The 11690-nt window shown below is 71.5% G+C and carries 15 protein-coding genes; all 15 read left to right on the top strand.

Annotated elements, in window-relative coordinates:
- Positions 1–1178: hydrogen gas-evolving membrane-bound hydrogenase subunit E (mbhE, locus tag D8Y23_RS08025; RefSeq protein ID WP_128217632.1), on the top strand; the 1178-nt coding region annotated here is incomplete at its 5' end.
- On the top strand, positions 1175–1576 hold the full coding sequence (locus D8Y23_RS08020) for a sodium:proton antiporter (RefSeq protein ID WP_128217631.1): 402 nt from the start codon (positions 1175–1177) through the stop codon (positions 1574–1576). The genes mbhE and D8Y23_RS08020, both read left to right, overlap by 4 nt.
- The gene (locus tag D8Y23_RS08015; RefSeq protein WP_128217630.1) at positions 1573–3069 is read left to right on the top strand and encodes a monovalent cation/H+ antiporter subunit D family protein; all 1497 of its coding nucleotides are present in this window, start codon (positions 1573–1575) and stop codon (positions 3067–3069) included. The genes D8Y23_RS08020 and D8Y23_RS08015 overlap by 4 nt, the downstream gene beginning before the upstream one ends.
- On the top strand, positions 3066–3425 hold the full coding sequence (locus D8Y23_RS08010; RefSeq protein WP_128217629.1) for a Na+/H+ antiporter subunit E: 360 nt from the start codon (positions 3066–3068) through the stop codon (positions 3423–3425). The genes D8Y23_RS08015 and D8Y23_RS08010 overlap by 4 nt, the downstream gene beginning before the upstream one ends.
- Complete coding sequence (locus D8Y23_RS08005) at positions 3422–3679, top strand: monovalent cation/H+ antiporter complex subunit F (RefSeq protein WP_128217628.1); 258 nt, start codon at positions 3422–3424, stop codon at positions 3677–3679. Before D8Y23_RS08010 ends, D8Y23_RS08005 begins: the two co-directional genes overlap by 4 nt.
- Positions 3676–4023 (top strand): cation:proton antiporter, encoded by a 348-nt coding sequence (locus D8Y23_RS08000; RefSeq protein ID WP_128217627.1) that lies wholly within the window; start codon positions 3676–3678, stop codon positions 4021–4023. The genes D8Y23_RS08005 and D8Y23_RS08000 overlap by 4 nt, the downstream gene beginning before the upstream one ends.
- Positions 4020–4493, top strand: a complete 474-nt coding sequence (locus D8Y23_RS07995; RefSeq protein WP_128217626.1) for a DUF6611 family protein — start codon at positions 4020–4022, stop codon at positions 4491–4493. The genes D8Y23_RS08000 and D8Y23_RS07995 overlap by 4 nt, the downstream gene beginning before the upstream one ends.
- A gap of 38 nt (positions 4494–4531) precedes the next feature.
- A complete protein-coding gene (locus tag D8Y23_RS07990) occupies positions 4532–5587 on the top strand; it encodes a metal ABC transporter solute-binding protein, Zn/Mn family (RefSeq protein WP_128217625.1) in 1056 nt (351 codons plus the stop codon).
- Entirely contained in the window at positions 5584–6396 is an 813-nt protein-coding gene (locus tag D8Y23_RS07985) for a metal ABC transporter ATP-binding protein (RefSeq protein ID WP_128217624.1), read from the top strand. Before D8Y23_RS07990 ends, D8Y23_RS07985 begins: the two co-directional genes overlap by 4 nt.
- Positions 6393–7253, top strand: coding sequence for a metal ABC transporter permease (locus tag D8Y23_RS07980; protein ID WP_128217623.1), 861 nt, complete (start codon positions 6393–6395; stop codon positions 7251–7253). Before D8Y23_RS07985 ends, D8Y23_RS07980 begins: the two co-directional genes overlap by 4 nt.
- A 48-nt stretch (positions 7254–7301) precedes the next feature.
- Positions 7302–7715 (top strand): Fur family transcriptional regulator, encoded by a 414-nt coding sequence (locus tag D8Y23_RS07975; RefSeq protein WP_077051176.1) that lies wholly within the window; start codon positions 7302–7304, stop codon positions 7713–7715.
- Positions 7696–8730 (top strand): permease, encoded by a 1035-nt coding sequence (locus tag D8Y23_RS07970; RefSeq protein ID WP_128217622.1) that lies wholly within the window; start codon positions 7696–7698, stop codon positions 8728–8730. The genes D8Y23_RS07975 and D8Y23_RS07970 overlap by 20 nt, the downstream gene beginning before the upstream one ends.
- Entirely contained in the window at positions 8723–9580 is an 858-nt protein-coding gene (locus D8Y23_RS07965; protein ID WP_128217621.1) for a TIGR03943 family putative permease subunit, read from the top strand. Before D8Y23_RS07970 ends, D8Y23_RS07965 begins: the two co-directional genes overlap by 8 nt.
- The gene (locus D8Y23_RS07960) at positions 9570–10976 is read left to right on the top strand and encodes a hypothetical protein (RefSeq protein ID WP_128217620.1); all 1407 of its coding nucleotides are present in this window, start codon (positions 9570–9572) and stop codon (positions 10974–10976) included. The genes D8Y23_RS07965 and D8Y23_RS07960 overlap by 11 nt, the downstream gene beginning before the upstream one ends.
- On the top strand, positions 10973–11674 hold the full coding sequence (locus tag D8Y23_RS07955; protein ID WP_205796946.1) for a DNA-3-methyladenine glycosylase: 702 nt from the start codon (positions 10973–10975) through the stop codon (positions 11672–11674). The genes D8Y23_RS07960 and D8Y23_RS07955 overlap by 4 nt, the downstream gene beginning before the upstream one ends.
- Positions 11675–11690: the final 16 nt, after the last annotated feature.

The raw sequence follows: 11690 nt of genomic DNA, 5'->3' as shown, positions 1-11690 counted from the left end.
CCGTCGAAGCGTTCCAGAAGGCGACGCTCTCGCTCGGAGACCGGGTGGGGGCGCTCACGCGCCGCGACTCGCCGGCGGCGAACCTCGCGGTGCCGATCGTGCTGATCGCGCTCGCGGTCGTCGCGCTTCCGGGTGCGCTCGGCTCGTCCGCCCTGACCTTCACCGGGGATGGTCTCCTCGAGGCGATGCTCGCCGTCATCGTCGTGGCCGGTCTCGCCGTGGTCGTGCGGGCGCGGATGCGCCTCACCGCGGTCATCGCCATCGGCGTCGTCGGGTTCGCCGTCGTCCTGTGGTTCTTCCTGCTCGGAGCCTCGGACGTCGCCCTGACGCAGCTGCTGGTCGAGATCCTCACCGTCGTCGTCATGATCCTGGTCCTTCGGCGGATGCCGCGCCGCTTCCCCCGTTCTCGCGCGCGGCGTCGTGTGCTCGCGGCGGTGGCGGCCGTGGCATCCGGAATCGTCGCGACCCTCGCCACGCTCGTCTTCACAGGTCAGCGGCCGCTGTCCGAGGTGGGGGAGTACTTCCTCCGCGAGGCCGAGAACGAGACCGGTGGCACGAACGTCGTCAACACGATCCTCGTGGACTTCCGCGCGATGGACACGCTGGGCGAGCTCGTGGTCCTGGGGATCGCCGCGGTGGCGATCACCGCGCTCCTGGACGCGCGCCGCGCCGTGGAGCGTCCCGCCGCCCCGGTGCGCGGAACCGCGCTGCTGTCGCCCGACGAGAACAGCGTCTTCCTCCGGACCTCCGGTCGCATCCTCGCGCCCGTCATGGTCCTCGTCTCGGCCTACGCGCTCCTGCGGGGGCACGACGCCCCCGGCGGCGGCTTCATCGCCGCGCTCATCGGAGCCGCGGCACTGGTGCTCGTGTACCTGTCCGCGCCGACCGACGATGTCGGTCCGCTCCGGCGCCCGTACCTGGCCATCGCCGGCGCCGGCATCCTGATCGCCGTCGGCACCGGATTCCTGGGGTTCCTGGACGGGGCGTTCCTCCGGCCCATCCCGATCGACATCTTCGGCTACAAGCTCACCTCCGCCCTCGTCTTCGACCTCGGCGTCTATCTCGCCGTCCTGGGAGTGATCCTCTCGGCCGTCGATCGCCTCGGGCTCACCCCGCCGCGTGCGGGAGTCGACGCCGACAGAGCGCGTTTCGGCGCGCGGAAGGAGGCGGTGCGATGATCCTCGCCCTCGTCATCGGCGCGCTCGTGACCGGCGCGGTCTACCTCCTGCTGCAGAAGGATCGGCTCCGCGTCATCATCGGGTTCGTCCTGCTCTCGCACGCGGTCAACCTCCTCTTCTTCGCGGCCGGAGGGATCGATCGCCGGGGCGAACCCCTCGGATCCGACCCCGACCCGGCGGTGACGGCCGATCCGTTGCCGCAGGCGTTCGTCCTCACGGCGATCGTGATCGCCTTCGCCATCACGATCTATCTCCTGGTGCTCGCCGTGACCGGCAGCCCCGACGAGGACGCGGACGCGGAGGACGCCCCCGCCGACCCGCAGGGCGCGCCCGCCGACGCGGAGGACGCGCCCGCCGACGACCCGCGCACCCCCGGCCGGAAGGAGACCGGCCGATGACCTCGACCCTCCTTCCCCTGTTCGTCGCGGTGCCCCTCCTCGCCGCGGGTGTCGCCGCGTTCGCGGGGCGGCGCTACCGCTGGCCGTCCGTGCTGCTCCTCGTGGTGATGGGCGCGCTCACCGTGGGCTCGGCCGCTCTCGTGGCGGTCACCAGCGGTGGTGCGGTGTTCGCCGCAGCACTCGGCGGGTGGCCGGGTGGCGTGGCCATCCCGTTCGTCGCCGACGTGTTCTCGGCCCTCGTCATGACGGTGGCGTCGGGTCTCACGCTCGTCAGTTGCTGGTTTGCCCTCGTGAGCGGTACGGGGCGGCATCCGCTGTTCGCGCCGCTGGTCCTCGTGCTCATCTCCGGGGTGAACGGGGCGCTGCTCACCGCCGATCTGTTCAACCTGTTCGTCTTCATCGAGGTCATGCTGCTTCCCTCGTACGGGCTGCTGGTGCTGGCGCGTAAGGGCACGGGCACGCTCCGCAGCGTCGTCGGCTCGCGCCTCTACGTCACCTTCAACCTGTTCGTCTCGACGGTGTTCCTCGCCGGAGTGGCCCTCGTCTACGGCACGGCCGGCACGGTGAACCTGGCCGAGCTCAGCGCCGCCGCCGCCGAGTCGGACCTGACGGCGGCCGCGGTGGCGGTGTGCCTGTTCGCCCTGGCGATGAAGGCCGCCGTCGTGCCCGTGCACGGGTGGCTCGCCCGCGCGTACCCGTCGACCTCCCCCGCCGTGACGGCGATGTTCTCGGCCCTGCACACCAAGGTCGCGATCTACGCCACCTACCGGATCTACGCGGTCGTCTTCGAGGGGGACGAGCAGTGGCTGTGGATCGGAGTCGCCCTCTTCAGCGCCACCATGGTCGTCGGAGTGCTCGGCGCGATCGGCGAGACACGGATGCGCTCGATCCTGGCGTTCCACATGGTGAGCCAGATCGGGTACATCCTGCTGGGGGTCGCGCTCTTCACGCCGCTGGGGCTCGCGGCCGGCATCTTCTACCTGTTGCACCACATGATCGTGAAGTCGTCGCTGTTCCTCTCCGCGGGAGCCATCGAGACGCGGTACGGCACGGACGTGCTCTCCGACCTCCGCAATCGTGTGGGGCGAGAGCCCGTGTTGACCGTGGTCTTCGGAGTGGCGGCCCTGTCCCTCGCGGGGCTCCCGCCCTTCTCGGGGTTCTTCGCCAAGCTCATGCTCATCACCGGAGCGGTCGAGGCCGGTCAGGTCGCCGCCGCCGTGATCGCGCTGGTCGTGAGCCTGATCACCCTCATGTCGATGCTGAAGATCTTCAACGCGGTGTTCGCTCCGACGGTGACGGGCAGCTTCCGCCGCGAGGACCGGCTCGTGGCCGAAACGCCGCCGACGTCCCTGCGTCTGGTCGCCCCCGGGGCGGTCCTGGCCGCCGTGACGCTGGCGCTGGGCCTCGGGGCCCAGGGCCTGTTCGACCTGGCCACGGTGGCGGCCGCGGGACTCATCGATACCACCGACTACGTGAAGGCGGTGCTGCCGTGATCGCGGTGCTCACGCTGCCGTTCCGGCTCCTCGCGTTCGCGGGCTGGTTCGCGTGGCAGATCGTGCGGTCGTCGGGCGGGGTCCTCGCCGACATCCTGTCGCCGGGCTCGCGCGCGACACCGCGCGTCGTGCGACTGCCGCTCGGCGACGCGGGCGACGCGCACCTCACGGCTCTCGGCGTGCTCATCAGCCTGACCCCGGGCACCCTCACCATCGGTGTGGACCGTATGGCCGAGGGAGGGCGCGAGCTGCTCGTTCACACGATGTACGACCCCGACGAGGCGAGGGCGCTCGCGGGTCTGCGTGAGATGGATCGCCGCCTCGTCGCCGCGACGACCGGGAGGTCACGAGCATGATCGTTCTGGACATCGCCATCGCCGCGTGCGGCGTGGCCCTGCTGCTCTCGGCGTGGCGGATCGCCATCGGACCCACGCGGGGGGATCGAGCCGTTGCGGCCGACCTGCTCACCTTCAGCCTCATCGGATTGATCGCTCTCTTCGGAACGCGCATGGCCAGCGTCGGGACGTTCGACCTCGTCGTCATCGCCACCCTCGTCGCCTTCCTGGCCGCGGTGTCGCTGGCGCGGGCGCTGACGGGAGGACGGCGATGATCGTCCTCACCGTCATCGGGAACATCGCGATCCTCGCCGGCTCCGCGATCTTCGTGCTCGCCGCGGTCGGCCTCCTCCGCTTCCGGGACGTATACGGCCGCATCTCCGCCGTGGCGACCGCGGGCGGGATCGGCGTCATCCTGATCTGCGGGGGCACGGCACTCCTCCAGCCCTCGGTGGACACGGCGATAAAGGTCGTCATCGCGATCGTTCTCCAACTGCTGACCTCGGCCGTGGGGGCGATGACCATCGCCCGCGCGTCGGTGCTGTCGGGCCACCGTTTCGCCCCGGGCACGGATACGACGGCGCTCGCAGAGACCCCCGACGAGGGGAGCGGGAAATGATCACGTTCTTCCGCCCCGACCTCCTCTGGGGCTACGTCGCGGTCCATCCGCGGCGGTATCGCGCGGGCAGTATCACGGTGGTGCTGTTCCCGCCGGACGTGCCGGCCTTCATGCGCCGGATGCTCGTCCTCCATCGCTTCCGCACCGCCGTGTCGGTCGCTCTGTTCGCGGTGACCTCCCTGGCCGGTGCGACCATCGTCCTCGTGGAGGCCGCGGCCGTCCTCGCCCTGGCGGTGGCGGTCTCGACCGCCGATGCGCTGCATCGCGTCACCCGGAACGTGCGCACGCGCCTGGCCACCGTCGAGGTGCGGCCGCCCGACGAACAGGCGATGTCCGACGAACGGCGCCGCCTCGTCGACGAGTTCCTCGAAGCCGCCCACCGGAGGCCGCGACCGGCCGACCCCGCGCAGCTGCACCGGCTGTGGCGCGACCTGTATCGCGACCTCCGTGCGGCGGAGAGGCGCGACTGATTTGAGAACGGTTATCACTACCGTTTAGGATGGATGCCATGACCCGACGCCTCTTCGTTCCCCTGGCCCTCGGCGCGGCTTCCGTGCTCGCGCTCGCCGGCTGCGCCGGCACCACCCCGGCTGCCGACGGGGCGACCGACGGCCCGACCGACGCGTCCGGCAAGGTCGTCGTCGTGGCATCCACCAATGTCTACGGGTCGATCGCCGAGTCGATCGGCGGCGACTTCGTCGAGGTGACGTCGATCATCACGTCGTCCGCCCAGGACCCGCACGAGTACGAAGCCAGCGCGCAGGACCAGCTGACGCTCCAGGGGGCGCAGCTCGTGATCGAGAACGGTGGCGGCTACGACGGCTTCATGGAGTCGCTCGTCGAGGCCAGCGGGTCGACGGCCGAGGTCCTCACCGCCGTCGAGTACAACCACGACTACCCGGGTGCCGAGTCGCACGACGACGCGCACGCCGACGAGGCCGACCCCGCGCCGAGCGAAAGCGCCGACGACCACGACCACGAGCACGCCGAGGGCGACGGCCACGACCACGCCGAGGGCGATGGACACAACCACATCGAGGGCTTCAACGAGCACGTCTGGTACGACCCGCACACGGTCGAGCACCTCGCCGAGGCGATCGCCGAGCACCTCGGCGAGCTCGCCCCCGAGCACGCGGCGGACTTCACCGCGAACGCCGACGCGTTCGTCGAGGACATCGCCGGTCTCGAGGACTCGCTGGGACAGATCGAGGCGACGGATGCCGGGGCGAAGATCTTCGTCACGGAGCCCGTGCCCGTGTACCTCATCGAAGCCGCGGGCCTCGTGAACGCGACGCCCGGCGAGTTCAGCGAATCCGTGGAAGAGGGCCAGGACGTCCCGCCCGCGACCCTGCTGGAGTCGCTGCAGCTCATCGACTCGGGCGAGATCGCCGTCATGATCGTCAACCCGCAGACCGGCGGAGCCGAGACCACGCAGGTCTCGGACGAGGCGAAGTCGAAGAACATTCCGGTGCTGGAGTTCACCGAAACGCTTCCCGAGGGTCAGACTTACCTCTCGTGGATGGAGAGCAACATCACCGCGCTGTCGGACGCCCTGGCGGCGTGAGCGACGCCGCACCCCTGCGGATCCGCGGGGCCGCGCTCGAGCGCGGCGGACGCGAGCTGTGGTCCGGGCTCGACCTCCAGGTCGAGCCCGGCGAGCTCGTTGCGGTCCTGGGCCCCAGCGGCTCAGGCAAGACGACGCTGCTCCGGGCGATCCTCGGCCTCGAACGCCTGAGCGGCGGCACGATCGAGGCGCTCGGATCCCCGGTGCGCCGCGCGGGCAACCGTCGAATCGGCTACGTCCCGCAGCAGCGGCCGCTGCCGCGCGAGACGCCGCTGCGCGGGCGCGACATCGTCGGACTCGGAGTCGACGGGCACCGGTTCGGTCTGCCGTTCTCGCGGCGCAAGGACCGCGCGCGCATCGACGAGCTGCTCGCCGCGGTCGGAGCCGACGCGTTCGCCGACCGCCCGGTCGGACTGCTCTCCGGCGGCGAACAGCAGCGCCTTCGCGTGGGCCAGGCCCTCGCCGACGACCCGCGGCTGCTGCTGTGCGACGAGCCGCTGACGAGCCTCGACCTGGCGAACCAGCAGGCCGTGGTGCGCCTCATCGACCGCCATCGTCGCGAGCGCGACGCCGCGGTGCTGCTGGTCACGCACGACATCAATCCCGTCCTCTCGCACGTGGATCGCATCCTCTACATCGCGCACGGCCGCTTCACGCTCGGCACTCCCGACGAGGTGCTGACGTCCGAGACGCTCACCGCTCTTTATGGCGCTCCGGTCTTCGTGACCCGCGCCGGCGGGCGGCTCGTCGTGGTCGGCGCGCCCGACGCCGACGAGGCCCACCACCACCACGACGAGGACGACGCATGAACTGGTCCGACGTGGGCGACGCGCTGTTCGGCGGCGTGAGCCAGTACGGCGCGATCCTCGAGCTCGTGCAGAACTCCGTGTACGCGGGAGCCGTGCTCGGACTCGTCGGCGGGCTCATCGGCGTCTTCGTGATGCAGCGCGACATGGCCTTCGCCGTGCACGGGATCAGCGAACTCTCCTTCGCGGGGGCGGCCGTCGCCCTCCTCATCGGGGTCGACGTGGTGTCCGGCTCGATCGTGGGGTCGCTCATCGCGGCCGCCATCATCGGCCTTCTCGGAGCCCGCGCCCGTGACCGCAACTCGATCATCGGCGTCCTCATGCCGTTCGGCCTGGGTGTCGGCATCCTCTGCCTGTCGCTCTACAACGGTCGCAGCGCCACCCGGTTCAGCCTGCTGACGGGGCAGATCGTGTCGGTGCAGAGCGCGCAGCTCGGGTGGCTCGTCGTCATCGGCCTCGTCGTGCTCCTGGCGCTGTTGATGATCTGGCGGCCGCTGCGCTTCGATTCGCTCGACCCGCAGTCCGCGGCCGCCCGCGGGGTCCCCACGACCGCCGTGTCGCTCGGCTTCATGCTGCTGCTCGGACTCATCGTCGCCGTCGCCGTGCACATCATCGGCGCGCTCCTCGTGATGGCGTTGCTGGTCACTCCCGCCGCGGCGGCGATGCGGGTGGCATCCGGGCCGCTGTCGGTGCCGCTGCTGGCGGCGCTGTTCGGTTTCGTGTCCGCCGTGGGCGGTGTGCTGCTCGCCGTCGCGGGGACGCTCCCGGTGAGTCCGTACATCACCACGATCTCGTTCGCGATCTACCTCGTCTGCCGGCTCGTCGGCGCGCGCCGCGAGCGCACCACGCGGGCGCTGTAGCCCGGCGTCCCCAGCGGATTCACCGATCGCCTCGGTAGACTTCCGGGCATGGTTCAGCGCAATACGTGGCAGCGCGAGCGCGTGCGCGAGGCTCTCGCGGGCGCGGGCGGCTTCGTCAGCGCGCAGAGCCTGCACGCGACCCTGCGCGACGAGAACACCGGGATCGGCCTGGCCACCGTGTACCGCGCGCTCGCGGGCCTCGCGGCCCAGGGCGACGCCGACTCCCTGCAGAGCCCCGAGGGCGAGAACCTCTTCCGCGCGTGCGAGACCCGCGGCCACCACCACCACCTGATCTGCCGTTCGTGCGGCGTCGCCGTCGAGATCGAGGCCGACGCCGTCGAGGAGTGGGCGCAGCGCACCGCCGCCCAGCACGGTTTCTCGCAGGCCGAGCACGTGGTCGACATCTTCGGTGTCTGCGCCGATTGCGCCCTCGCGCGCGCCCGTGAGCGTGGCGACGACTAGTCGCTCCGTCGCCCCGGCGCCCCCGAGGTCCGGTGCCACCCGTACCCTCGTCGGCCTCGGCGTGGGTGCGGTCGTCATCGCCGCGCTCTTCCTCATCGACGCGTTCGCGCCGACGTTCTTCACCGCCCCCCTGCCCACCCGCGCGCAAGACGGTCTGACCCTCGCGCTCAGCGTTCTGATCGAGTCGCTGCCCTTCGTCGTGCTGGGCGTGCTGCTGTCGATCATCGTGCAGGTGTGGGTGCCGCCGGGGGCGATCGAGAGATGGATGCCACGCACCCCCTGGGCGCGCCGCGCAGTGCTGTCGCTGCTCGGCATGTTCATCCCGGTGTGCGAGTGCGGGAACGTCCCGTTCGCGCGGGGGCTGCTCATGCGCGGGTTCCGGGTCTCGGACACGCTGACCTTCCTCGTGGCCGCGCCGATCGTGAACCCCATCGTCATCATCAGCACGCACGCGGCGTTCGGCTTCAGCGATGGCATCCTCGTGGCCCGTCTCATCGGCGGCTTCCTCATCGCCAACCTCGTCGGGTGGCTCTACAGCCGGCATCCCGATCCCGACAAGCTCCTCACCGAACGCTTCCTGGAGACGTGCGAGATCGTCGTGCAGGAGCGCGGGGGACGCGGACGCCGCTCGCTCGCGCAGTTCGTGGTGGAGCTCCGGTCCGTCATGCCCGCGCTCATCATCGGATCGCTCATCGCCGGTGCCGTGCAGGTGCTGATCCCGCGCAGCGCGCTGCTGGCGATCGGCTCCGACCCCGCTCTGTCGATCGCGGCCATGATGCTGCTGGCGGTCGTGGTCTCGCTGTGCTCCAATGTCGACTCGTTCTTCGCGCTGTCGTTCGCCTCGACGTTCACGCCGGGCTCGATCGTGGCGTTCCTCGTCGTGGGGCCCGTCGTCGACCTCAAGCTGTACGCGCTGCTGCGCACGACCTTCACCACGCGGGTGCTGGTCGGACTGACGGCGGTCGTGGTGCTGTCGGCCTTCGCTCTGGGAACGGTGGTGAACCTCCTTGTCTAGGACGGGTGCTCTCGCCACGCGGTGGCTGGGTGTCGGCCTCACCGCGTGCCTCGCGGTGACGACGATCGCGCTGTGGCTCACGGGTCGCCTCTCGCTGTACGTGAACCCCGATTCCGCGTGGTTCGCGATCGGCATGGCGATCGTCGCGCTCGTGGGCGCGGTCGCGACGTTCGCGCTGCCGCTCGGGGCCGAGGCCGATCACGGTCACGACCACGAGCACGGGCACGCCGCCGCCGGTGCCGAGGCGCGCCGCGAGGCGTTCGCGCACGCCGACCACGCGCACGCCGACGCCCCTGATCCCCACGACGACGCCGCGCACGCTCACCTCGCCGCGCGGCCCCGACTCACCCCGGGCGGCATCGCGGCGTTCAGCGGCGGTCTCCTCGCGTCCGGGGCCGTCGTCGCCGTGCTTCTGACGCCGCCCGCGTCGCTCTCGGCGGAGCTCGCCGTCTCGCGCGACGTCGGCGCGCCGCCCCTGTTCGTCGGCTCGGACATCGTGACCCTCGCCGCGTCGGGCGACACCTCGACGTTCGGCATCGGTGACTGGTCGGCGATCTTCGCGCACGCGACCAACCCCGAGACGTTCGACGGCAAGCCCGTCACCCTCACCGGGTTCATCACCCCGGGGCAGGACGGCGCCAGCTTCGATCTCACGCGGCTGGTCATCACGCACTGCGTCATCGATGCGCAGACGGCGCGCCTGCCGATCACCGCGTCCGGGTCCGCGCCGTCGACGGGGCAGTGGGTGACGGTGACCGGAACGGTGCGGTCCGCCGGCGACGGGGCGCTCGAAGTGCGCGCCGACGAGGTCGCGGCGATCGACGAGCCGGCGGACCCGTATGAGTACTGACTCCCGCCGCGCCCGCGCGCGTCAGCGTCGCGGCCGCGGTTACGTCGGCGCCTTCGCCGCGGTGCTCGGGGCGCTGGTGCTGGTCGGCGGTGTCGGCGGTGTCGTCTCGGTCGCGCAAGGGCCGCGCGTCACCGACGTGCAGGTCGATCCGGCCGCCGCCGTCTCCGCGTCGGGCGCCCGGGTCATCCTGACCACGACGCAGTCCCTCGAGGAGATCGACCCGTCGCAGGTCGAGGTCGAACCGGCCACGCCGTTCACCGTCGACACGTCCGGCCGGAGTGTCGGCATCCGGTTCACCCTCCCCCTGCGAGACGACTCCGACTACCGCGTGACCGTTCGCGACGTGCGGGGACTCGGAGCGGGTCCCGGGTCGACGCTGGACGAGACCTTCCGCACCCCGCCGCTGACCGCGTTCCTCATGCAGCGCGGCACGGCCAACGGCGACACGATCTTCCGCACCGATCTCCAGGGCGAGGCGGGCCTCCCCGTCTTCACGCACGAGCACATCGAGGACTACCGCGCGACGGCCAATCACCTCGTCGTCTCGGTGCGCGAGGGCGACCGCGCCCGCGTCGTCGTCACCGACCTCGACGGTAAGAACGCGCGCGATATCGTGCTCCCGGGGCCCGGATTCGTCTCCAACCTGCAGTCGGCCGACCGCGGTGAGCGCGTGGGATTCACCTTCTCGGATGCCGGCCTCGGCGCCGCCGGAGGACGCGAGAGCAAACTGTTCACGGCGTCCGCCGCGGAGGACGCGCCCCCGGTCGAGATCGGCCTGAACGGCGGCGACGTGCGCGTGGCCGACTGGCGGTTCGTGCCCGACACCGACAGCATGCTCGTGCTCACGTTCGACTCGCGGCTGCTGCTCACCGACGCGGAGGGGGGCAACGCGGCGCCCCTCGGCAGCGCCGTGTCGATCGACGGCATCGCCCGAGGATCCTCGGTCGCGATCGTGGAGCGCCTCGAGGGCATCCGCGAGATCGACCTCACCGACGGCTCCGAGCAGCCGCTCGAAGAGCCGGTCGACCCGCCCGGGATGCCGGGCCGGGCGACGCCGGTCCCGGGCGTCGGTGCCGGGACGATCCGGTCGTTCGCCGACATCGACGCGGACGGGGCGTATCGCGCCACGACGATCGGGCACGTCGACACCGACGGCGCGGTCCGCGGTCTGCTCGAGGTCCCGGGCAGCGACACCGTGCTGCAGACGTGCGTGTCGCCGAGCGGACGCTACGCCGCGGTGCTCATCGCGCCGCAGGCGATCGACAACCCCTTCGACCGGTATCAGCTGCCCCTCCCGGGCCGCCTGCAGACGCACCTCCTCGAGATCGACACCGCCGAGGAAATCGCCGTGCTGCAGGGCTTCGACCTGTCGTGGTGCCAGGTGCCGCCGGGATGACGCGACCCGCCACGCGCGACGACCTCGCGGCTCTCCCCGTCGAGGTCGCGCCGCTCCTCCTCGGCGGGCACCTCGAGACCGTCGTGGCGGGGGAGCGCGTGGTCCTGCGGATCACCGAGGTCGAGGCGTATCACGGGCTCGGTACGGGCGATCGGCCCGATCCCGGCTCGCACGCGCGCGGCGGCGCGACCGCGCGCAACGCCACGATGTGGGGCGAACCCGGTCACCTGTACGTGTACCTGAGTCATGGCATCCATTCGTGTGTGAACGTCGTGTCCGGGCCGGAGGGCGTCGCCGGCGGTGTGCTGCTGCGCGGCGGCGAGGTGATCGAAGGAGCCGATGTGGCCGAGCGGCGGCGCATCGAACGCCGCGGCGTCGTGCGGGCCGCCCGCGACCTCGCGCGCGGGCCCGGACGGTTGGGGGACGCCGTGGGCCTGCGGCACCCGGTGCACGACGGCATCGACGCCGTCACCGGCGCGGAACGCGCGCAAGCCCGAGCGCGGCTGTTCCTGCCCGATGCCCCGCCGGCGCACGTCGCGACCGGACCACGGGTGGGCGTGGCCGGGATCGCCGGGACGGATGCCTTCCCCTGGCGGTTCTGGATCGAGGGCGACCCGACCGTGTCGGCTTTCCGCTGGGGCCGTGGAGCGGCCGAGGCCGCGGCCCGTCAAGGCGACACGCCGCGCGTGCTAGACTGAACGCTTGTCTGCGCGC

Origin of the sequence: Microbacterium enclense, from assembly GCF_004022425.1 — a bacterium.
GTDB lineage: Bacteria > Actinomycetota > Actinomycetes > Actinomycetales > Microbacteriaceae > Microbacterium > Microbacterium enclense_A.
Note: the sequence above shows the minus strand (reverse complement) of the source record. Positions and strands in the feature narration are given on the sequence as shown.

What these genes read in the sequence shown, in the direction of transcription:
- D8Y23_RS07995 (WP_128217626.1), top strand. Translation starts at nt 4,020, where the DNA reads ATGATCACGTTCTTCCGCCCCGACCTCCTCTGGGGCTACGTCGCGGTC.
- D8Y23_RS08000 (WP_128217627.1), top strand. Translation starts at nt 3,676, where the DNA reads ATGATCGTCCTCACCGTCATCGGGAACATCGCGATCCTCGCCGGCTCC.
- D8Y23_RS07990 (WP_128217625.1), top strand. Translation starts at nt 4,532, where the DNA reads ATGACCCGACGCCTCTTCGTTCCCCTGGCCCTCGGCGCGGCTTCCGTG.
- D8Y23_RS08005 (WP_128217628.1), top strand. Translation starts at nt 3,422, where the DNA reads ATGATCGTTCTGGACATCGCCATCGCCGCGTGCGGCGTGGCCCTGCTG.
- D8Y23_RS08020 (WP_128217631.1), top strand. Translation starts at nt 1,175, where the DNA reads ATGATCCTCGCCCTCGTCATCGGCGCGCTCGTGACCGGCGCGGTCTAC.
- D8Y23_RS07955 (WP_205796946.1), top strand. Translation starts at nt 10,973, where the DNA reads ATGACGCGACCCGCCACGCGCGACGACCTCGCGGCTCTCCCCGTCGAG.
- D8Y23_RS07960 (WP_128217620.1), top strand. Translation starts at nt 9,570, where the DNA reads ATGAGTACTGACTCCCGCCGCGCCCGCGCGCGTCAGCGTCGCGGCCGC.
- D8Y23_RS08015 (WP_128217630.1), top strand. Translation starts at nt 1,573, where the DNA reads ATGACCTCGACCCTCCTTCCCCTGTTCGTCGCGGTGCCCCTCCTCGCC.
- D8Y23_RS07980 (WP_128217623.1), top strand. Translation starts at nt 6,393, where the DNA reads ATGAACTGGTCCGACGTGGGCGACGCGCTGTTCGGCGGCGTGAGCCAG.
- D8Y23_RS07975 (WP_077051176.1), top strand. Translation starts at nt 7,302, where the DNA reads ATGGTTCAGCGCAATACGTGGCAGCGCGAGCGCGTGCGCGAGGCTCTC.